At 66.4% G+C, this 20,127-nt stretch carries 15 protein-coding genes; 11 read left to right on the top strand and 4 right to left on the bottom strand.

Features of this window, described 5'->3' with window-relative positions; all coding sequences use genetic code 11:
• Nucleotides 1-12 precede the first annotated feature (12 nt).
• The 4 genes from IV454_RS22400 (at nucleotide 13) to IV454_RS22385 (ending at nucleotide 5,911) form a co-directional block, all read left to right on the top strand.
• Nucleotides 13-1,995, top strand: a complete 1,983-nt coding sequence (locus IV454_RS22400; protein WP_206087906.1) for an OPT family oligopeptide transporter — start codon at nucleotides 13-15, stop codon at nucleotides 1,993-1,995.
• 130 nt (nucleotides 1,996-2,125) lie between these two features.
• Nucleotides 2,126-2,860, top strand: coding sequence for a hypothetical protein (locus IV454_RS22395; RefSeq protein WP_206087905.1), 735 nt, complete (start codon nucleotides 2,126-2,128; stop codon nucleotides 2,858-2,860).
• Nucleotides 2,861-2,865: 5 nt separating this feature from the next.
• Complete coding sequence (locus IV454_RS22390; protein WP_206087904.1) at nucleotides 2,866-4,581, top strand: MFS transporter; 1,716 nt, start codon at nucleotides 2,866-2,868, stop codon at nucleotides 4,579-4,581.
• Nucleotides 4,582-5,122: 541 nt separating this feature from the next.
• Nucleotides 5,123-5,911: a PP2C family protein-serine/threonine phosphatase gene (locus tag IV454_RS22385; protein ID WP_206087903.1), complete on the top strand. Its 789-nt coding sequence runs from the start codon at nucleotides 5,123-5,125 to the stop codon at nucleotides 5,909-5,911.
• On the opposite strand, the gene IV454_RS22380 is transcribed toward IV454_RS22385, so the two are convergent.
• Nucleotides 5,908-6,162: a DUF5335 family protein gene (locus tag IV454_RS22380; RefSeq protein ID WP_206087902.1), complete on the bottom strand. Its 255-nt coding sequence runs from the start codon at nucleotides 6,160-6,162 to the stop codon at nucleotides 5,908-5,910. The genes IV454_RS22385 and IV454_RS22380 overlap by 4 nt on opposite strands.
• Before the next feature lie 144 nt (nucleotides 6,163-6,306).
• Between IV454_RS22380 and IV454_RS22375 the strand changes: the two genes are divergently transcribed.
• From IV454_RS22375 to serB, 4 genes are all read left to right on the top strand, one after another.
• Nucleotides 6,307-7,308, top strand: a complete 1,002-nt coding sequence (locus tag IV454_RS22375; protein WP_206087901.1) for an HDOD domain-containing protein — start codon at nucleotides 6,307-6,309, stop codon at nucleotides 7,306-7,308.
• The gene (locus IV454_RS22370; protein ID WP_206087900.1) at nucleotides 7,308-8,246 is read left to right on the top strand and encodes a 5'-nucleotidase; all 939 of its coding nucleotides are present in this window, start codon (nucleotides 7,308-7,310) and stop codon (nucleotides 8,244-8,246) included. The genes IV454_RS22375 and IV454_RS22370 overlap by 1 nt, the downstream gene beginning before the upstream one ends.
• 86 nt (nucleotides 8,247-8,332) lie before the next feature.
• Nucleotides 8,333-11,788, top strand: coding sequence for a transcription-repair coupling factor (mfd, locus tag IV454_RS22365; protein ID WP_206087899.1), 3,456 nt, complete (start codon nucleotides 8,333-8,335; stop codon nucleotides 11,786-11,788).
• Nucleotides 11,789-11,804: 16 nt separating this feature from the next.
• Nucleotides 11,805-12,647, top strand: a complete 843-nt coding sequence (gene serB, locus IV454_RS22360; protein WP_206092787.1) for a phosphoserine phosphatase SerB — start codon at nucleotides 11,805-11,807, stop codon at nucleotides 12,645-12,647.
• A gap of 4 nt (nucleotides 12,648-12,651) precedes the next feature.
• Here serB and IV454_RS22355 read toward each other — a convergent pair whose 3' ends face one another.
• A complete protein-coding gene (locus tag IV454_RS22355) occupies nucleotides 12,652-13,182 on the bottom strand; it encodes a GNAT family N-acetyltransferase (protein WP_206087898.1) in 531 nt (176 codons plus the stop codon).
• Between the two features lie 289 nt (nucleotides 13,183-13,471).
• Here IV454_RS22355 and IV454_RS22350 point away from each other — a divergent pair, with 289 nt between their 5' ends.
• Both IV454_RS22350 and IV454_RS22345 read left to right on the top strand, forming a co-directional pair.
• Nucleotides 13,472-15,094: an NlpC/P60 family protein gene (locus IV454_RS22350; protein WP_206087897.1), complete on the top strand. Its 1,623-nt coding sequence runs from the start codon at nucleotides 13,472-13,474 to the stop codon at nucleotides 15,092-15,094.
• On the top strand, nucleotides 15,091-16,107 hold the full coding sequence (locus IV454_RS22345) for a S1C family serine protease (RefSeq protein ID WP_206087896.1): 1,017 nt from the start codon (nucleotides 15,091-15,093) through the stop codon (nucleotides 16,105-16,107). The genes IV454_RS22350 and IV454_RS22345 overlap by 4 nt, the downstream gene beginning before the upstream one ends.
• 98 nt (nucleotides 16,108-16,205) lie before the next feature.
• Here the strand turns inward: IV454_RS22345 and IV454_RS22340 are convergent, their stop codons facing one another.
• Entirely contained in the window at nucleotides 16,206-17,438 is a 1,233-nt protein-coding gene (locus IV454_RS22340) for a hypothetical protein (RefSeq protein WP_206087895.1), read from the bottom strand.
• Nucleotides 17,425-18,249 (bottom strand): hypothetical protein, encoded by an 825-nt coding sequence (locus tag IV454_RS22335; protein ID WP_206087894.1) that lies wholly within the window; start codon nucleotides 18,247-18,249, stop codon nucleotides 17,425-17,427. The genes IV454_RS22340 and IV454_RS22335 overlap by 14 nt, the downstream gene beginning before the upstream one ends.
• 317 nt (nucleotides 18,250-18,566) lie before the next feature.
• Between IV454_RS22335 and IV454_RS22330 the strand changes: the two genes are divergently transcribed.
• Nucleotides 18,567-20,120, top strand: coding sequence for a sigma 54-interacting transcriptional regulator (locus IV454_RS22330; protein ID WP_206087893.1), 1,554 nt, complete (start codon nucleotides 18,567-18,569; stop codon nucleotides 20,118-20,120).
• Nucleotides 20,121-20,127: the final 7 nt, after the last annotated feature.

Raw genomic sequence — 20,127 nt, 5'->3', positions numbered from 1 at the left:
CTGGAGCAGTCGATGGCGAACGTCGTACAAGCCGGACCAAAAGAAATCACGATCAGGGGAATCATCCTCGGAATCGTCATCACCCTCGTCTTTACAGCCGCCCAGGTCTACCTTGGCCTGAAAGTCGGCCTTACCTTCGCTACCTCGATCCCGGCCGCCGTCATCTCGATGGCGCTCCTGAGCGCCTTCAAGGACGCCACGATCCAGGAAAACAACATCGTCCAGACCATCGCTTCGGCGGCGGGCACCCTGGCCTCGGTGATCTTCGTGCTGCCAGGCCTGTTGATGATCGGCTGGTGGGCGCACGTGCCGTTCTGGCCGACCTTCGGCGCCTGCGCCATCGGCGGTGTGCTGGGCGTGATGTATACAGTACCGCTGCGGCGCGCGCTGGTGTCGCAGTCCGACTTGCCCTATCCGGAAGGCGTGGCCGCGGCCGAAGTGCTCAAGGTCGGTACCTCGTCGCGCAGCGGCGCGGCCGAAGGCAAGCTCGGTCTGATGGCCGTCATCTGGGGCAGCGCGACGTCCGCGCTGTTCGCGGCCGCCGCCGGCGCCAAGATCATGGCCGCCGAAGTGGCCGTGTACTTCAAGACCGGCAGCGGCGCCACCGGCATCGGCGCCGCCAGTTCGCTCGCGCTGCTGGGCGCCGGCCACCTGATGGGCATCACCGTCGGCATCGCCATGCTGGTCGGCCTGATCATCGCCTGGGGCGTCCTGGTGCCTGTACTGACGTCGATCGACCCGATGCCGGCCCTGTCGGCCGCCGACCACGCGCTCGGCGCGTGGAGCAAGCAGGTGCGCATCATCGGCGCCGGCGCGATCGGCGCGGCCGCCATCGTCACCCTGGCCGGCCTGGGCAAACCCGTGCTGGGCGGGCTCAAGTCGGCCCTGGAGACGGCCCGCAAGGCCAAGATGACCGGCGCCGAGATTCCACGCGCCGACCAGGATCTGCCGATCTTCGTCGTCGGCCTGGTGACCCTGCTGGCCATGGTGCCCGCCGGCTGGCTGATGGCCAGCTTCCTGCAGGGCGGCGTGCTGTCGAGCCTCGCGCTGCCGCTGGTGATCGTCGGCGTTGGCTACATCGTGGTGGCCGGCGTGTTCGCCGCCGCCGTGTGCGGCTACATGGCGGGCCTGATCGGCTCATCGAACTCGCCAGTGTCCGGCATCGCCATTCTCACCATCCTGGGCGCGTCGCTGAGCGTCGGCTTCGTCGGCAAGCACATGATGGGACCGGAAGTGGCCCATGCCCTGGTGGCCTACGCGCTGTTCGTCACCACCGTGGTGCTGGCGGTAGCTGTCATCGGCAACGACAATCTGCAAGACCTGAAAACCGGCCAACTGGTGGGCGCCACGCCGTGGAAGCAGCAGGTGGGCCTGTTGATCGGCGTCGGCGCCGGATCGGCCGTGGTGCCCCTGGTGCTCGAACTGCTCAACCGCGCCAACGGCTTCGCCGGCGCGCCGAATATCGGCGTGATCTCGGCAAGTCCCCTTGCCGCGCCCCAGGCCACCCTGATTTCGACCCTGGCCAAGGGCGTCATCAGCCACAACCTCGATTGGAAACTGGTCGGTTACGGCGCCGCGCTCGGCCTGCTGCTGGTGATCGTCGATTTCGTCATCAGGAAGGCCAGCAAGGATCGCTACAGCCTGCCGCCGCTCGGCGTGGGCCTGGCAATCTACCTGCCAAGCGCGGTGACCGCGCCGGTAGTGGTCGGCGCCGTCACCGGCTGGCTGTTCGAACGCGCCGTGGAGAACGCGACCTGGGGCGAAACGGCCAAGCGCATCGGCGTGCTGATCATGTCCGGATTTATCGTCGGCGAGAGCTTGTTCAACGTCGGCCTGGCCGGCCTGATCGTCGCCACGGGTGTGGGCGAACCGCTGGCCATCCCCAACAGCATGGGCGAAGGCACGCAGATGCTGATCGCCCTGGTGCTGGGCGGGGCGATCGTCGGCGGCCTGTATCGCTGGGCGGCGCGCAACGCCGAAAAAGTGGCCGCCTGACCGGCCCGGGCGCCGCTCCCCGCGGCGCCTTTTGTTCCCGGGACGCTGGCCGGCGTCCTGGCGAACAGTGGATGAGCTCGTTCGATGCTACACTTGTTGTCGTTCGAATATTATTCCACGTACCACGCTCATGGCGCCTTCCCGACTCAGTCTCTTCATTGCCGCGCCCATCGTGCTGGTGTCCGCCCTGGCGCTGGGCCTGGGCGTGGCGCTGCAAGCGGACCGCCTTGACGATACCACGCGCGCCATCGAGGAATCGCGGCTGCGCTTCACCCTCGACGACTTGCGCGAGCGGTTCGAGGCGCGCATGGCGCTCGGCCTGCCGCTCAAGGCCATGCCCGACGCCGCCGCCGCGCTCGAACGCGAACTGCGGCGCGACCCCGACATCGTCTTCATCAGCGTGATCGACAACGCCGCCGCCCCCGTGTTTCGCGCGGGCGCAGGCGCGGCCGACGCCGACCCGCCGGCGCTGCGGCGCCAGGCCGCCGCGCGCGACTGGCTGCTGCGCGAACCGGGTTTCGTCACCCTCGGCGCGCGCCTGTCGCGGCCGGGCGGCGTCCCGGCAGGCACGCTGCTGCTGCGCCATGCCACGCAGCGCCAGGCCGGCGCTGTCGCCATGGTGACGCGCGAACTGACCCTGGCGACCGTGTGCGCGGTGCTGCTGACCACCGTCTGTATCGTGTTCGGCGTCGACCTGCTGGTGCGGCGCATGGACGGCATGCTGGCGCGCATGAACGCGGCGCTCGGCCGGCTCCCTTGCGCCGATGGCGCCGCCGCGCTGGTGGACGACGTCAACCAGACGGCCGCCAGCGCGCTGCACGATCTGGCGGCGGCGCGCGACACCTTGGCCCCGGGCGCCAGATGATGCAGGTGCAGCGACGCGACCGTGAACTCTACGCGCGCCCCATGCGCCAGCTGTGCGCTTTTATACTGGCCGTGATGCTGCTCACGCAAGTGGCGCTGGCGGCCTACGCCTGGTCGCTGGCGGACCAGCGCTTCCTGCCCGCGCTCGAACGCAAGGCCCAGACCATCGGCGTGGCGCTGGCCGGACGGCTGACCTTCGCCATCGACCAGGGAACGCCGCTGGCGCAGGCGGCCAGCGCCAGCGCCGCATGGCAGGCCATCCTGGCACGCCACGGCGACATCGCCTACATCCTGCTTACCGACGCCAGCGGCAAGGTGCTGTACCGCGGCGGCGCGGGCGCCGAAGTGATCGCACCGGAGAACTACCTCGACACCCATGCCGACATCGTGCACCGCTACGTACGGCACGGGCAGGTGCACGTGGGCGTGGAGCGCGGCTACCTGCGCACGCGCATGCTGGCGCTGCGCTACGACCTGGCGATCCTGCTGCTGGCCAGTCTTTGCATCGCCTTCGAGGCGCTGTGGTTCATCGTCACGCTCAATTTCTCGGCCCCGGTGCGCCAGGTGATCGCGGTCATGCGCCACATGGCGGCCGGCGACTTTCGTCACCGCACCAGCGCCGGCCCGCCCGATGCCCTGGCGGCACGCCTGAACGCGCTTGAAGCACGTATCAACGACGGCTTTCGCGAGGTCGCGCAGCGCGCCGCCATGCCAGGGCAGCAAGCGGTCGGCGCCATCGTGCTGCGGCGCCTGCGCGCGCGATACCGCTTCGACGAAGACGGCAGCGGCGTCGCGCTGCCCCGCCTGCGCATCGTCACGGTGCGCCTGCTCACCTTCTTGTGCGTGTTTGCCGCGATGGTGGCGCAGCCGGTGCTGGCGCAGCATGGCGCCGCGTCAGCCCTGCCGGTCAGCGCCTTCGTGCTGGCACTGGCATTCACGCTGGCCTGGGCCGGGCCGTGGTCGGACCGCGTCGGACGCCGGCGCAGCTATGTGACCGGTGCGCTGATCGCGGCGGCGGCGCTGGCCTGTACTGCGTTCGCGCCCGATCTCGCGCTACAGATGCTGGCACGCGCCACGGCCGGCGCCGGCGTGGCGCTGATGCTCAGCGCCTGCCATGGCTACGCGCACGACAACGCCGACGGCGGCAGTGCGCGTGCGCTGGCACAATTGGCCGGCGGTGCGGCGCTGGCGGCCTGCTGCGCGCCTGCCGCCGGGGCCCTGCTGGCGGACCATGTCGGTCATGCCGGGGCTTATCTCGCCGGCGCCGCGGCCGCGCTGGCCGGCGCAGCCCTGGCAGCGGCGGTGCTGGACGGGCGCGCGGGCCGCTCACGGCTATCCGGGCCGGCACCGCGAATGACACCGGCGTGCCTCGGCGTCATGGCGGCAGCCTTCCTGTACGCGGCCCTTGTCATGTTCCTGATTCCACTGTTAACAACGCAGCTGGACGGCGCCGGCCTGTTGCCCCTCCTCGGCGGGCTGGGCGCGGCGCTGCTGGCACTTCTGTTCGCACGCGCCAGCCGGCCGGGCCGGCGCTGGTGCATGCTTGCCGGGCTGGCCGGTGCGTGCGGACCGCTTGCCGCCGCCCTTCTCGCGCAGCGGTTCGGCCCTGACCTTGCCATCCTGTGGCTCGGAGCGGCCGCCCTCGGCGTGGCGCTGCGGGCGGCACTGGCCCTGATGGCAAGGGCCTGTCAGCGGTGGGCACCCGCAGCCGTGCCGTCCTGAATCCGCCTTCGCCCCTCTTCAGGGCTGGAAGCGGGTGCAGTACGATCACGACTTGCAGTTCCTTGCCGAGGCCCGCGACCACTATACGCTCGACGAAGCTGCGGCATCGACCGAACCGGATGTATCCCGCTACCATCACCTTGTCAGCCAGAAGTCACTCACCGGCATGCAACACGAAGACGAAGAAGGACGCTTCGATGAACGGGCAAGGGATAACGCGTTTGTTCCGGGAGCCGACCTGGCCGATTGGCGCCGCCCGACCGCGCAATTCGGACCGATCTGCTACTCCCTCGCCCCGGCCTTCCGAGAACTTCGCCTTTTTGCAACAAGCTGTGCGTCGCGCATCGCCCCTTCCCCACCAGCCCGGGCCGAGGTTTTTCCCCTGGCAAGGCGGACAAAGCCCACCCTGCGTGCTAGCATGGCAGATATGCGACCTCTGCCCACCATCGGCGGCGGTCCACCTTCAGGAGCCGCCTTGTATTTTTGGAAGCAACTTTCACCGTCCACACCGCACCGCCTCGCCGCCGGTACGGCTTTTGGCATGACCGATACCGGCACCGTCCGTCCCTCCAACGAGGATAATTTCCTGATCGATACCGCCCTCGGCCTGGTGGCGGTGGCCGACGGCATGGGCGGACACGAATCGGGCGAGATCGCCAGCGCCGACGCGCTCACCTCGCTGGCCCAATTCCTGCACGCCAGCGCCGACGGCGACGGCGACGGGGTGCCCGCCAACTTCCGTCCCAGCCCGTTCGACCCCGACAGCACCGATCCGGACGGCATGGCCAGCGAAGCGGCCCTGGCCGCCATGGTCACCCTGCACGACGCGGTCGAGTTCGCCAATCAGCGCATGTACCAGACTAATCTCGCCAACCGGCGCGGCGATGGCGGCGGCATGGGCACCACCCTCACCGGCCTGTGGCAGCCGGCGCCGGGCAGCCCGCTGCTGGTGTTTCACGTCGGCGACAGCCGCCTGTACCGCTACCGCGCCGGCCGCCTGACCCAGCTCACGCGCGACCAGACCATGTACCAGGAAGCCATCGAAGCGGGCGCGACCGAACACTTGCCGCCGCGCAATCTGCTATTGCAAGCGCTCGGTCCCTCGTGCGATACCCATCCGGACCTGCGCATCGAGGCGGTGCAAGCGGGCGATTTGTATCTGCTGTGCAGCGACGGCCTGTACGGGGCCACGTCCGACGAGCGCATCGCCGCCGTGCTGGCCGGCGCCAGCGTGGAACGGCTGGGCGAGTGCTGCAAGGAATTGATCGCCACCGCCTTGCAGGACGGCAGCCGCGATAACGTCACGGCCGTCCTGCTCCAGTGCGACTAGGCGGGCCCTGACGCCGGCAGCATGAGCGGGCCGCGCAAGCGTACGATTTGCTCGACGCCAACGGCCTTGATCTCCAGGATCTCGCTGCGCTCGTCATCCACAATCCCCGGCAGCGACGCGTAGCGCGATGCGATCCGGGCGCCGATGCGCGGCGAATCGACCTCGATTTCGACTTGCTTTCCAGGCAAAATATTCGATATTCCATCGAAAAAACCACGCCAGGCAGATTTATCCCGCTTTTCGGCGCGCATGACCATCTCCTCCAGCTCAAGGTGTATTGGACAGGCGCCAAGGAATAAAATTCCGATGTGGCGGACGATTTCCACCGATGTTTCTACCGAGTAATCGGTTAAAATCCCGGTGAGGGCCTTTGTACAGGTAAAAAGAGAAATACGATGAAACGGTGGCTAGATCGATTGTTGGGCAGCGACAGCGAAGAAAGCAAGCCTGCGCCCGCCCCCGTCGTACCCGTGCCCGCTCCTGTGCGCGTGCGCGCGCCCGACCCCGTGCACGCGCAACAGGTCGACGCGCTGTTCTACCGCTGGCTGGCCGGCATCACGCCAAACAGCGGCGCGTCGAGTGACGAAAAAATCATCCTTGTCGACTTGGCCTACATGGGCCAGCTTCCGATGAGCGAAATCACCCTCGCGCCCAGCATGCCCGCCCTGTTTCCGCATCTGTTGCGCAGCATGCGCGACAGTACCGTGTCCGGCGCCGACCTGGCGCGCCAGCTGTCGCAGGACAAGGAACTGGAGGCCGAAATCCTGCGCGAAGCGAACCGGCCCTGCCACCACCCCCACTATCACACCAGCGACCCCGTGACCACGGTCGAACGGGCCACCATGCTGCTCGGGGTGAACGGCTTGCGCATGCTGGTCGGGCGCGCCGCGCTGCTGCCGATCATCATCAGCATGACGCCGGGGCCGTTTTCGCAGTTGTCCACCCCGCTGCTGTGGCGCCAATGCGAAAAATGTGCGCTGGCGGCCAGTGTGCTGGCGCCGGCCGTGCGCGCCAACCCGGTCGAAGCGTATTTCGCCGGCCTGCTGTACAACCTGGGCCTGATCGTCTGCTTCCGCCTGCTCGACCAGGTCAATACCGAACCGGCGCTGCCGCAGTCGGAAGGCTTCATCATCGCCCTGCACGCCCAGGCGCGCGCCCTCTCGGTGCGCATCGCAAAGGCCTGGGACTTTCCTGATACAGTGATCGGCGCCATCGAGCAGGCCGGCCAGCCGGACGGTACACCGCTGTCGCAGGCGCTGGCCCTGGGCGACATGATCAGCCGCCTGCGCATGCTGGTCGACTCGGCCCACTTCGAGGCAGACGACCCGTTCGTGCTCGAAGGGCTGGACGCGGCCGGCCTGGCCTGTTTCGACGAACTGCAGAACGAGGATGAGTAATGACGTTTGAGATTGAGGGCAAGCTGGTGATCGGCGTAGCGTCGAGCGCCCTGTTCGACCTGACCGCCTCGCACCAGGTGTACCTGGACAGCGGGCCGGACGAATACCGCAGATACCAGGAGCGCAACCTCGATGTCATACTCGGCAAGGGCGTGGCGTTTCCCTTCATCCGGCGCTTCCTGAACATCAACAAGGTATTCCCGCGCCATAAGCCGGTGGAAGTGGTGCTCTTTTCGCGCAATTCGCCCGAAACCGGGCTGCGCGTGATGCGCTCGATCGCCCACTACGGACTCGATATCTCGCGCGCCGCTTTCATCACCGGCAAGTCGCCCTACACCTATCTGCCGGCGTTCAACGCGGCGCTGTTCCTGAGCGCGAACGAGGAAGACGTCAAGAGCGCCGTCGCGGCCAATTATCCGGCCGGCCTGGTGCTGCCGTCGAAAATCGTCGACGACGATGACGACATCGAACTGCGCGTGGCCTTCGATTTCGACGGCGTGATCGCCGACGACGAGTCGGAGACCATCTTCAAGCGCAATAACGACGTCGATGAATTCCACGCGCACGAAACCCTGCACATGGCCGTCCCGCACCAGCCGGGCCCACTGGCGAAGATGTTCCGCAGGCTGTCCTTGATGCAGCGCCTGGAAGACCGTGCGCAAAAGCGCGACCCGGGCTACAAGAAGGTGCTGCGCATTGCCATCATCACGGCGCGCAACGCGCCGTCGCACGAGCGCGTGGTGACCACCCTCAAAAGCTGGGGCGTGTCGGCCAGCGAAACCTTCTTTTTGGGCGGCATGAACAAGACGCGCGTGCTGTCGATCTTCAAACCGCATATTTTCTTCGACGACCAGCTGACCCACCTGACATCCTCGCCCGGAGGGACGATCCCGATGGTGCATGTGCCGTTCGGAATCGCCAATCGGCGCCCGGCGTAGGCCTGCCGCGGGGCGCCGGCCGGGCGCAGTCGCCGTTATCGATATCCAGCTATAATTACCCGTCCCGCTCACAGCCCGCCGCCCGCATGCCTTTCGATTTAAAGAAATCACTCCCGAAATCCGGTAACCGCTTCGCCTTGCCGACCCTGTACGGATCATCGGACTCGTATGCGCTGGCGGTGGCGGCGCTCGAACTCAAATCGGCCAGGCAGATGCTGACCGTGATCGTGGCCAACGCCAGCGACGGCCAGCGCCTGCTCGATGAAATCCCCTGGTTCGCCGACGGCAAGCTGGCCTGCCACCTGCTGCCCGACTGGGAAACGTTGCCCTACGACGCTTTCTCGCCGCACCAGGACCTGGTGTCCGAGCGCCTGGCCACCCTGCACGAAATCCAGAACGGCCAGTGCGACGTCCTGATCGTGCCGGCCACCACGGCGCTGGTGCGCCTGGCGCCGCCCTCGTTTTTGGCGGCCTACACCTTCTTCTTCAAGCAGGGCGAAAAGCTCGACGAAACGCGCCTGAAAGCCCAGCTCACCCTGGCCGGCTACACCCACAATTCGCAGGTCATGTCGCCCGGCGAATACTCGGTGCGCGGGGGCCTGATCGACCTGTTCCCGATGGGTTCCGCCCTGCCCTACCGGCTCGACCTGTTCGGCGACGAAATCGAAACCATCCGCACCTTCGACGCCGACACCCAGCGCTCGCTCTACCCGGTGCGCGAAGTGCGCCTGCTGCCGGGGCGCGAATTTCCGATGGACGAAGCGGCCCGCACCACCTTCCGCAGCCGCTGGCGCGAACGCTTCGAGGGCGATCCATCGCGCTCGGTGGTTTATAAAGATGTCAGCAGCGGCATCGCCTCGGCCGGTATCGAATACTACCTGCCGCTGTTCTTCGAGCAGACCGCGACCCTGTTCGACTATTTGCCCGAGAAAGCCAGCCTGGCGCTGGTGGGCGACATCGACGGCGCCATCAAGCGCTTCTGGCTCGACACCGAATCGCGCTACCGTTTCCTCAAGGCCGACCGCGACCGCCCGATCCTGGCGCCCGATGAACTGTTCCTCAGCGACGAGAACTTCTTCACCCTGGCCAAATCGTACGGGCGCTGGGTCCTCACGAAAGACGCCGACCTGCAGGCGTCCGAACTGTCGGCGCCGATTCCCAATATTGCGGTGAACCGCCGCATCGACGACCCGCTGACCAATCTGCGCGCCTACCTGCTGCAGAACCAGCAACACGACTCGCGCGTGATGATCTGCGCCGAATCGAACGGCCGCCGCGAAACCTTGCAGCAGTATTTCAACGAATACAACCTGGCGCTGGTGCCGGTCGAAGGCTTCGCCGGCTTCGTGCAGTCGGACGCCAGGCTGGCGCTGGGTGTGGCGCCCTTGCAGGCCGGCTTCGAGCTGTCCGAAGCGGGCACCGGGAACCTGATTTTCATCACCGAGACCGAGCTGTATGCGGGTTCGGGCCGACGCGCCGGAAAAAAGAAGCAGGAAGGCGTCACCCAGGTCGAGTCGATGGTGCGCGACCTGTCGGAACTGAAGATCGGCGACCCGGTCGTGCACATCAACCACGGCATCGGGCGCTACATGGGCCTGACCAGCATGGACCTGGGCGAAGGCGAAACCGAATTCCTGCACCTCGAATACGCCAAGGACACCAAGCTGTATGTGCCGGTCTCGCAGCTGCACGTGATCTCGCGCTATTCGGGTGCCTCGCCCGAAGACGCGCCGCTGCATTCGCTCGGCTCGGGCCAGTGGGAAAAAGCCAAGCGCAAGGCGGCCGAACAGGTGCGCGACACCGCCGCCGAACTGCTTAACCTGTACGCGCGGCGCGCTCTGCGTCAGGGCCACTCCTTCGAATACTCGGCGCACGACTACCAGAACTTCGCCGACAGCTTCGGCTTCGAGGAAACGCCCGACCAGGCCGAGGCGATCAACAACGTCATCAAGGATATGACCGCCGGCAAACCGATGGACCGCTTGGTGTGCGGCGACGTCGGCTTCGGCAAGACCGAGGTGGCGCTGCGCGCGGCCTTCATCGCCGTCATGGGCGGCAAGCAGGTCGCGATCCTGGCGCCAACCACCCTGCTGGCCGAACAGCACGCGCAAACCTTCGCCGACCGCTTCGCCGACTGGCCGGTGCGCATCGCCGAACTGTCGCGCTTTCGCACCGGCAAGGAGATCAACAACGCGATCAAGGGCATGGCCGACGGCACCCTCGACATCGTGATCGGCACCCACAAGCTGCTCTCGCCGGACGTGAAGTTCACCCGCCTTGGCCTGGTCATCATCGACGAAGAACACCGCTTCGGCGTGCGCCAGAAGGAAGCGCTGAAAGCCCTGCGCGCCGAAGTCGACGTGCTCACGCTCACCGCCACCCCGATCCCGCGCACCCTGGGCATGGCGCTGGAAGGCTTGCGCGACTTTTCGATCATCGCCACCGCGCCGCAAAAGCGCCTGGCGATCAAGACGTTCGTGCGCAGCGAAGACGGCTCGATCATCCGCGAAGCGTGTCTGCGCGAACTCAAACGCGGCGGCCAGATCTACTTCCTGCACAACGAGGTCGAGACCATTCAAAACCGCATGGCCATGCTCACCGAGCTGCTGCCGGAGGCGCGCATTGGCGTCGCCCACGGCCAGATGCACGAGCGCGACCTGGAAAAGGTGATGCGCGACTTCGTGGCGCAGCGCTATAACATCCTGCTGTGCACGACCATCATCGAAACCGGCATCGACGTGCCGACCGCGAACACCATCATCATGCACCGCGCCGACAAATTCGGCTTGGCGCAGCTGCACCAACTGCGCGGGCGGGTGGGCCGTTCGCACCACCAAGCCTACGCCTACCTGCTGGTCACCGATGTGAGCAGCCTGACCAAGCAGGCGCAGCGCCGCCTGGACGCAATCCAGCAGATGGAAGAACTGGGCAGCGGCTTTTTCCTGGCGATGCACGACCTGGAAATCCGCGGCGCCGGCGAAGTGCTGGGCGAGAACCAGTCCGGCGAAATGCTCGAAATCGGCTTCCAGCTGTACTCCGACATGCTCAACGCGGCGGTGCGTTCGCTCAAGGCCGGCAAGGAGCCCGACCTGGCCGCGCCGCTGGCCACCACCACCGAAATCAACCTGCATGTCCCGGCGCTGCTGCCGGCCGACTTCTGCGGCGACGTGCACGAACGCCTGTCGATCTACAAGCGGCTGGCCAACTGCGCGGCGCAGGAAAAGATCGACGACATGCAGGAAGAGCTGATCGACCGCTTCGGCAAGCTGCCCGACCCGGTCAAGGCCCTGATCGAAACGCACCGCCTGCGCATCGCGGCCAAAACGGTCGGCATCATCAAGATCGATGCCCACGGCGAAGCGGCCAGCCTGCAATTCATGGTCAATCCGCCGATCGACTCGATGCGCATCATCACCCTGATCCAGAAGAACCGCCACATCAAGCTGGCCGGCCAGGACAAGCTGAAAATCACCGCCAGCATGCCGGACCTGGCGGCGCGGGTCACCCAGGTCAAGCAAACGATTAAACAACTGTTAGCGTAAAACGAACATGACGACCATGAACCTGGTGCTGCAAGGCCCCGACACGACCATCGACACCCTGCGCCGCATCGGCGCGCTGGCCGATCCCGCGCGCGTGAGGGAGCTGGGCGCAGGCGCCATCCGCTGCGAACAAGTCGACTTCTCCGAGGCCCTCAAACAGACCATCGAGGCGGCCGCCGGCGCGGCCCGCATCGACGCCACCTTCATCGCGCCGGGGCGCACCCTGGCCGACTTCAAGCTGGTGGCGATGGACATGGACTCGACCCTGATCACCATCGAATGCATCGACGAAATCGCCGACATGCAGGGCCTCAAACCCCAGGTGGCGGCGATTACCGAGGCGGCCATGCGCGGTGAACTGGAGTTTGCCGAGAGCCTGACCCGGAGGGTGGCGCTGCTGGCGGGCCTGGACGCCTCGGCCCTTGAAAGGGTGTATGAGGAGCGTCTCGCCATCTCGATGGGGGGCGAGGCGATGCTGGCGCAAGTGCGCGCGGCCGGCCTGCGCACCCTGCTGGTGTCGGGCGGGTTCACCTTCTTCACCGAACGCCTGAAAACGCGCCTGGGGCTCGATTACACGCATGCGAACGTGCTCGAAATCATGGACGGCAAGCTGACCGGGCGCGTGCTGGGCGGGATCGTCGACGCCGAGGAAAAGAAGCGCACGGTCGAACGCGTGTGCGCCGACATGGGCATCGATACCTCGCAGGCGATCATCATGGGCGATGGTGCCAACGACCTGCGCATGATGAGCATCGCCGGCCTGTCGGTGGCGTTCCGCGCCAAGCCCGTGGTGCGCGAGCAGGCCGACGTGGCGCTGAACTACACGGGCCTCGACGGCCTGCTCGCCATCCTCGCGTAAAGCGCTACAGGCTGCGCCCCATGCGGGTCAGCCGGATCACCACCCCACCGGGCAGCGGCAGCGCGATCGGCTCGATCGCCACGAAGCCGTGGGCCTGGTACAGCGGCTCGCCCGGCATGGTCGACACCAGTTCCAGCGAACGGAAACCCGCCTGCGCGGCCGCCTCCACGCAGTGCCGCAGCAGCATGCTGCCAAGGCCGCGCCGCGCCATCGCCGGCTCGACGAAGAATGCGCGGATGCGCGCCGGCTCGCTGGCCGGGTCGAGCAGGCGGTCGTTGCCATGCTTGGCGCCGTCGCCGCCGAAATCGGTGGCGCGCCGGCTCCAGCCGCCGCAGGCCACCACGGTGCCGCCATCCTCGATCGCGAAATACGTCCCGTCTTCCACCAGCGCGCTGTCGACGCCGAACACCTCGCGCGTGACGGCATCGGCTTCCTGCGGCGTATAGAAACCATCGGCCAGTCCAATGCCGGAGCGCGCGATGAGCGCTTCGAGCAGCGGTTTTTCGGACATGCGCGCCGGGCGGATAGTGAACATGGCGAATCGATTCCTGATAACAGAGGTTGGCCAAGGGACGGCGGGGGAATTGAGGCTCAAGTATAGCGACAGACGCATTATCGCCTGAAGCTGAGCAACAAATTCCCTTCGTTTTTGATGCGTACCTAGTACATTTTCAAGTCAGTCGACCTGATCTACGTCAATATTTAGCGACGTTATCAGCACGTCCTTGCTGTTAGTCTGGAGTTCTGCCCGGCCCGGGCAGCGATTATTTCCAGGAGGTAACGTGTGCAATCTTTCCTGTTTCTTCGTCCTGCCGGCCTGCCTGATGGCCGTTTCGCTGTACGGATATGCGCAAGCGCCTGCCGCCATGGCATTGGAAGTCGGGGCAGGTCCTGGCCAGATCGGCCTGGAGATGCATCCCAACCAGGACTGCCAGGGACCGGCCGCCATGGTCGCCGCCGGTGACGATGCGACGGCGCTGCTCGACAAGGTCAACGGGAAGATCGTCGTGGTGGCAGCCGCAGGAAGGCACGACATCGCGCTACCGGCCGACCTCCTCGAACCGGTCGATGTCATTGCCACTTCACGCGGCTTCCTGGTTGTCGGGGCGCTTGGGGAGGTCGCGATGGTGAGCGCGAAGGGCGACGTGCTGGCGCGCACGCGCACCGGCCACGATCCCGAGGCGGGCGTGCCGCGCCTGATCGCGCTGGCGGACGGCTTTGCGCTCGACGACCTCAATGGCAAGCGGGTCAATGTGCCGCTTTCGGCACTGCAGACAGGGACGCCGGTGGTTGCGAACCTGGCCGCCGCCGCGTCGTATGCCGCGACGGCACCGCATACCGATCCGACGACCATCGTCATCGCATCGGCTCAGGTGGCCGGCCCGCTTTCAACAATGACGCTCAAGTCGCGCATGCGCATCGTCGACGCCCGGGTCCTGTGGGTCAACGAAGGCGAAGGTGCGCTGGTGGCGCTGCACGAGAGCCGGCGCCTGCCTCACGAGGCTGCCTACGTGCGCCTGCTCAAGGTCGATGCCGCCGGCGCCGCGCACGCCGAAGCCTATGTCCGCCCTGCTGCCTTCGCCTGCGATACCCGCCGCCCATACGCGCGCCGCGCCGACGGAACGGTCGTCAGCCTGGTTTTCCAGGACAACACCATCAAGCTCGATATCATCCAGTTTTCGCCGGTGGGCAAAGCCGAGCCGCTGGCACTCGGACCACATCCTGCCGGTGCGACGCTCATCGCGGAACACGACGACACCTTGCGCGCACTCGAACGCCTCAATGGCGTTTCCGGCGCCACAAATATCGCCATGACATCCATCAGCGCCAGCCAGATCCTGCAACGTGCCCGCGCGCCGCTGGAACTGGTGTGGCGCCTGAAGGCGAGCGCGTTCGAGCACGTCGCCGTCGCCAACCGGTGCGCTCCGCCGTCAAACATATGGCGTCGTCCGCTCCGCCTTGACGGCATGCTCGGCAAGGATGTCACCGGCATGCCTTACCGCTGGGGCGGCTACATGAGTGCGCTGGCCAATTTCTCCAAGCACCTCGACGCGGGACGGCTCGCCGGGGACGACTGCACCTGCCGCAAGGTCAACTGCGTTTATGCCAACAGTACGGGGATGGATTGCTCGGGTTTTGTTTCCTACGCATGGCAAACCGGGCGCTACTTCACCACCGGCAGCCTTCCCGACCGAGCCGTGAGCAGGCCGGTGCTCTGGCACGAACTGTCTCCGGCGGATATCGTCAACAAACCGCGCAGCCATGTGCGCCTGGTCGAGTCGGTTCACAACGGGCCGGCGGGACCGGTGGTGGTCGTCATCGAATCGGCGGCGAACAAATCGTGCGGGGGCGTGTGCCGCAGGTCGTACACGCAGGGCGAGTTGCAGCAGGCCGGATACAAGCCGCTGCGGCGTATAACCCTGAGCAATGAAGGGGAGCGCAAATGAGCACGCGAATTCGCTTTTGCTGGACCGTGTTCGCTGTCCTGTCGCCCTGCGCGGCGGCCCAGGACATGCAGTGCCTGTTCACTGCCAACCAGGGCGCGACCGTGCATATCAAGTACGAGTACAGCACGCCCGACGGCACCGGCGTTGACTATGGCACCGGATTCATTGTCTCGCCGGCTGGTCATGTGCTGACCAACGCCCATGTCGTCAGCCCGCAACTGAAGGACCTGACGATCAATTCAGCGATGGTGACCGTGCGCCCCGGCTCCCTGCTCAACCCGCCCGTCGAAGCGAGCATTGTCTCGCGCGATCCCGAATCCGACCTGGCGCTGCTGAAGCTGCCGGCGGCGCCGGCGAATGCGCCGTGGCCGGCCGTGACGATCGCCGCGCCGGGCGATATTGCCGTGGGCGCCCCATTGAGCGGACTCGGCTTTGCCGGTTCGGCGGATCTGGCGCTGGTACCCGGCGGACAGAAAACGGCGCAAAACACCATCGTGGAAGGTCAGATCAAGCCGTGGTGGCAAACCAATCTGGCATTTAGTCCGGGCAATAGCGGCAGCCCGGTGTTCGGGCAATATGGCACGGTGGTCGGGATGGCGGTGGCATTGAACGACCGTGGGCAATTGATCACCTACGTGATTCCGATCGCCCGCGCCCAGCATCTGTTGAGCGCCGCCGGGGTGGGATCGAAGAAATCCGCCGCCTGCGCCGCCTACCCCGTCTGCCAGCATCCCAGCCACGGGATCGAACGCTATGCCATCGATGAACACAAAAAAGATTGGGGCGAGTGGCGCGGAGGCGGCTTCAATCGCACGGCCGCCTGTAATGACTATCTGGAACGGCTTAAAAAAGACTATCCCGGCGCTGTGCTGACCTTCATCCGCAACGACGAAAAGAGCAGGGATAAAGGTTTCCGGCAATTCGAATACAGTTACTACTGCGAGTTCCGCAGGCAGGAAAATCCCGTGTACGTGTCCAAGCAGAGTTCAGCATGCATCGAACCGGAGAAATGATCGCCGCGGCCAGGCGCTACAGAAAAAAAACGCGCACCCTGGGTGCGCGTAAAAGGAGACGAAGGGTGCAGCGGCAGGCGCGGTGGAACGCCGTCCGCCTATCGTCTGGCTGTAATCCTCGTTCGATCGAGGTTATGCGGGATCTTCGCCTGCTCCACTGGCACGGCGTTGATTGTCAGGATGCCCCAGATGAAATCGTTGGCGACGATATCGGCGGGCAGTTTTACCGTGCCCATGGGGTGCGAAGTGAGTTGCTTGATGTAGGCACTGCCGTCGCGGCTGAAACCCGCGCTGGCGTGGCAGGAAATGCACGAGGAACGCTTGATCGGGATCCCGGCCGCGACCCGCTCGGTGAACGAATTGCCGTGCATGAGCGGCGTGCCGTCGCGCGCCACAAACGCGATTTCGGAGGCCTTGAGGCAGTAGTTGTTCCACGCCGGCGCCACGCGCTTGACCTCGAACAGTTTTTTCAGCGCCGCCGTCTTGGCGCAGTCGGCGTACTGGCCGTTGTGCGCACCGGCCTGCGGGGCGATGGTGCGGCGCGCCGCGCCGTAGCTGTCGTTGCAGCCCATGGTGTCGCAGCGGCCCGGATTGAGGCGGTGCTCGAAGCTGGCCCAGACCCAGTTCGGCGCGTCCTTGGAACTGATATGCATGGCCACCAGCGCGAAGCTGGTTCCCTGTGCGAAGGTGGTGTGGAACTGGGCGCGTACCTGCGAGCCGGTCAGGCGCACGCCGTTGCGTCCCAGCCAGGCGATCAGGGTCTCGACCGGCACCCAGTCGGCCTTGACCTGGACCGCGTCTTCCGGCAGCGACACGCGCCAGCCGCTTTGCGCCTTCTGGTAGGCGGCGGCCAGCCCGGCCTGGGTATTGAGCCCGTTTTGCACGATGTAGCGGTAGGTGGCGAGATTGCGCCTGACTTCCTCCGCGAAGCACGGCGCCTGGCCGGGCTGCGGGGCCTGGACCGGAAAATTGCCCGAGCCGGCGTCAAGCACCGCGCCGCAATCGCCAACCGGCGCGTCAAGGCTGCCATGGGGCGCCAGCACGCGCTGCAGCACGCTGCTGCGCAGGCGCCGCTGGGCGGCGTCGTCGCCCGGCCAGGCCGGGGTCTCGGTGTAGATGTTGTCGTCGGCCGCCCAGGTTTCGAATTCGACCCGGCCGTGCCCGGCCGGCGCCACGATGCCGGCGAAGTGCTGCCACGCCAGGCGGTCGGAGTGGATGCCGCTGGCCAGCAGGCCGCCGCTGGCGCCGACCGCGCCGGCGGCGCGCGCCGGCAAGTCCACCGCCATTGCCAGCAGCGCCAGGGCGATCAGGATCCAGTCACGCAGCTTCAAGCATGACTCCATAGGCGGTAATGCCGCTCGGCGGGGCCGATTTTTGCACCTTGCGCGCGGCGAACCAGCCGGTCAGGCGGCCATCCTGGCTGCTGATGATGGGACACGAGGCGCTCAGCATGGTGCCGCGCCCGTTTTCGCCCACCAGCGCGCCGCCGCCGGCCACCACGGCATTGCCGCGCGGCGCGGCCACCAGCGCGCTCGGGTATCCGGTCAGGAGGCTGGTGTTCGAGACGATGTGGGCGTCCAGCGCCACGTCCGGCCCGGTGCGGATGCCGATCACGAAGGCAGTCACGCGGGCCTGGTCCACCGCGTCGTGGTCGCGCCCGGCGGCGCTCCAGCCGCAGATCTTGCCGTCGGCGCCGATCAACGGGTAGCTGGCGGTGAGCATGTTGCCGTTCACGGGGGTGGCGTAGTTATCCTGGGCGCCGCCGCCGGTGCCGATCCAGCCGGCGCCGAGCTTGACGCTCACACCCGGTTCCGACACCAGCGCGCTGGTGGCCGAAAACACTTGCTGCTCGACCTTGACCGGCACCCCGTCGCGGGTGATGCGGATGCCGACCGCGTACACCGCCAGCGGCACCGGGTCGGCCAGGCCGAAATCGCGGCCGGCCGCGGTCCAGCCGTTGAAGACGCCGGCGTAGTTGCGGGTCGGGTAGCAGGCGGTCAGGGTGTTCGAGGTGCCGCGGCCCATGTCGTAGGCGCCGCCGCCAGTCAAGGTAAAGCCGGGCGGCAGCCATACCTGGGCCGTCGGCCCGGTTGCCCGGGTTGCCACGCCAACAAATGCATAACTCTCGATCACGATACCCATGTTTCCTACTCTCTCTTGCTGATTAGCTATTTGCAGCCCGACAAGGCTACCCTTTGATACATAGCAACTCCCGTGCCACACTGATAAGTGCGTCAATGACATGGCAATTCCTTGATTTACAAGGAAAAACATGTCAACGAGCGTGTAAAGGAAGGGCTCTTTACATGTCCGAAGGCAAGATGATCCGAAAGCCGCCGCAGGGGATGCGGGCCGAAACGTGTAAAACACGTGTAAAGCGCCAGCTCTTTACATGTCAACAATTGGCAACCTTGCTCTATAATTAGCAATTACTAAACGCTGTGCCATGGAGCCGAACGGTGAATGATGTTGATAACACGCTGACGACGCAGCTTTTCTCGCAGAAAAATGGCATCACCAGTGCCCTGCTGGGACTGACGATCCTGTGGCATCCGGAAACCGAGCGCATCGGCGAGCAATTCATCGGCCCGGCCGAGGAAGGCGCGATCGAGGTGTGCCGCTACGCGCCGCTGTTCTTCCGTCCCGGCCAGGATGGCATCGCGCTGGGCCACCGGGCCATCGCGCGCGCGCCGCTGATGGTGCGCCGCACCGCCAGCGACAGTGTCGAACTGGCCGCGCCGGACAGCCGCATGGCGCTCGAAGTCAATGGCACCTTGCTGAGCGGCACCCGCAGCTTCAGCCGCGAGGACGTGGCCGCCGGCGTGGTGCTGGGCCTGGGCGGCCATGTGCTGCTGTGCCTGCACTGGATGACGAGTTTTCCGCGCCCTAACCTGTTTCCCGGCCTGCTGGGCGTGAGCAGCGGCGCCATCGCCACGCGCGAGCTGATCCGCCAGGTGGCGGGCACCGACCTGGCCGTGCTGCTGCTGGGCGAGACCGGCACCGGCAAGGATGTGGCCGCGCGCGCGATCCACCAGGCCAGCAAGCGCAGCGCCAATCCGCTGGTGGCGGTGAACATGGCGACCCTGAGCGAGTCGCTGGCCGCGGCCGACCTGTTCGGCGCGGCCAAGGGCGCCTACACGGGCGCGCAGGCGCCGCGCCAGGGCTTGTTCGCCGAAGCCGACGGCGGCACCCTGTTCCTCGACGAACTGGGCGACACGCCGGCGTCGGTACAGCCGATGCTGCTGCGGGTGCTGGAAACGGGCTGCTACCGCCCGCTCGGCGCAAGCCAGGATGCGCGCACCACGGCGCGCCTGATCGCCGCCACCGACCAGGATCTGGACGCGCGCGGGTTCAACCAGCCTTTGCTGCGCCGTATGGAAGCGTTCGTGATCCGGGTGCCAACCCTGCGCGAACGGCGCGAGGATATCGGCGTGCTGCTGCTGCACATGTTAAAAGGCTGCGGCTTGAGCGCCGAGGAGCTGGCCGCCTTCCCGCCCGCGCTGGTGAGCGAGATGTGTAATTACGATTGGCCGGGAAATATCCGCCAGTTGTCCAACGTGGCACGGCGCATGGTGATGGCGCTGCAGGCGGGCGAGCGTCCGCTGCTGTCGCAGTACGTGCAGGCGGCGGCGCCGCAGCGCTCGGCCAGCGCCAGCCTCGCGGCCCCCTTCGAACCAGCGCGCAGCGCCAGCCTGAAGGAGCCGTCCGAGGCGGCCCCACGCCGCAAGCTGGCCGAGATCAGCAACGACGACCTGCTCGGCGCGCTCGAGGAGCACGGCTGGCAGATCAGCGGCGCGGCCCAGCAGCTGGGCTTGTCGCGGCCATCGCTGTACAAGCTGATCGAAGCGCATCCGGCGATCCGCCCGGCGGCCCTGATTCCGCGCGATGAACTCGACGCCGCCTTGCGCGCCGATGGCGGCGACCTGGCCCGCTGCGCCTCGCGCCTCAAAACCCCGAGCGAGGCGCTGCGCCGCCATCTGCGGGTGCTCGGCCTGGATACTGGCACCAGCTGAGCTGGCC

Origin of the sequence: Massilia antarctica (assembly GCF_015689335.1) — a bacterium.
Classification (GTDB): domain Bacteria; phylum Pseudomonadota; class Gammaproteobacteria; order Burkholderiales; family Burkholderiaceae_D; genus Telluria_A; species Telluria_A antarctica.
The sequence above is the reverse complement of the archived record's forward strand: the minus strand, read 5'-3'. Positions and strand labels throughout refer to the sequence as shown.

Excerpts from the sequence above, each read along its gene's own strand:
- IV454_RS22400 (WP_206087906.1), top strand. The coding sequence starts at position 13 with ATGGCGAACGTCGTACAAGCCGGACCAAAAGAAATCACGATCAGGGGA.
- IV454_RS22395 (WP_206087905.1), top strand. The coding sequence starts at position 2,126 with ATGGCGCCTTCCCGACTCAGTCTCTTCATTGCCGCGCCCATCGTGCTG.
- IV454_RS22385 (WP_206087903.1), top strand. The coding sequence starts at position 5,123 with ATGACCGATACCGGCACCGTCCGTCCCTCCAACGAGGATAATTTCCTG.
- IV454_RS22380 (WP_206087902.1), bottom strand. The coding sequence starts at position 6,162 with ATGCGCGCCGAAAAGCGGGATAAATCTGCCTGGCGTGGTTTTTTCGAT.
- IV454_RS22375 (WP_206087901.1), top strand. The coding sequence starts at position 6,307 with ATGAAACGGTGGCTAGATCGATTGTTGGGCAGCGACAGCGAAGAAAGC.
- IV454_RS22370 (WP_206087900.1), top strand. The coding sequence starts at position 7,308 with ATGACGTTTGAGATTGAGGGCAAGCTGGTGATCGGCGTAGCGTCGAGC.
- mfd (WP_206087899.1), top strand. The coding sequence starts at position 8,333 with ATGCCTTTCGATTTAAAGAAATCACTCCCGAAATCCGGTAACCGCTTC.
- serB (WP_206092787.1), top strand. The coding sequence starts at position 11,805 with ATGAACCTGGTGCTGCAAGGCCCCGACACGACCATCGACACCCTGCGC.
- IV454_RS22355 (WP_206087898.1), bottom strand. The coding sequence starts at position 13,182 with ATGTTCACTATCCGCCCGGCGCGCATGTCCGAAAAACCGCTGCTCGAA.
- IV454_RS22350 (WP_206087897.1), top strand. The coding sequence starts at position 13,472 with ATGGCCGTTTCGCTGTACGGATATGCGCAAGCGCCTGCCGCCATGGCA.
- IV454_RS22345 (WP_206087896.1), top strand. The coding sequence starts at position 15,091 with ATGAGCACGCGAATTCGCTTTTGCTGGACCGTGTTCGCTGTCCTGTCG.
- IV454_RS22335 (WP_206087894.1), bottom strand. The coding sequence starts at position 18,249 with ATGGGTATCGTGATCGAGAGTTATGCATTTGTTGGCGTGGCAACCCGG.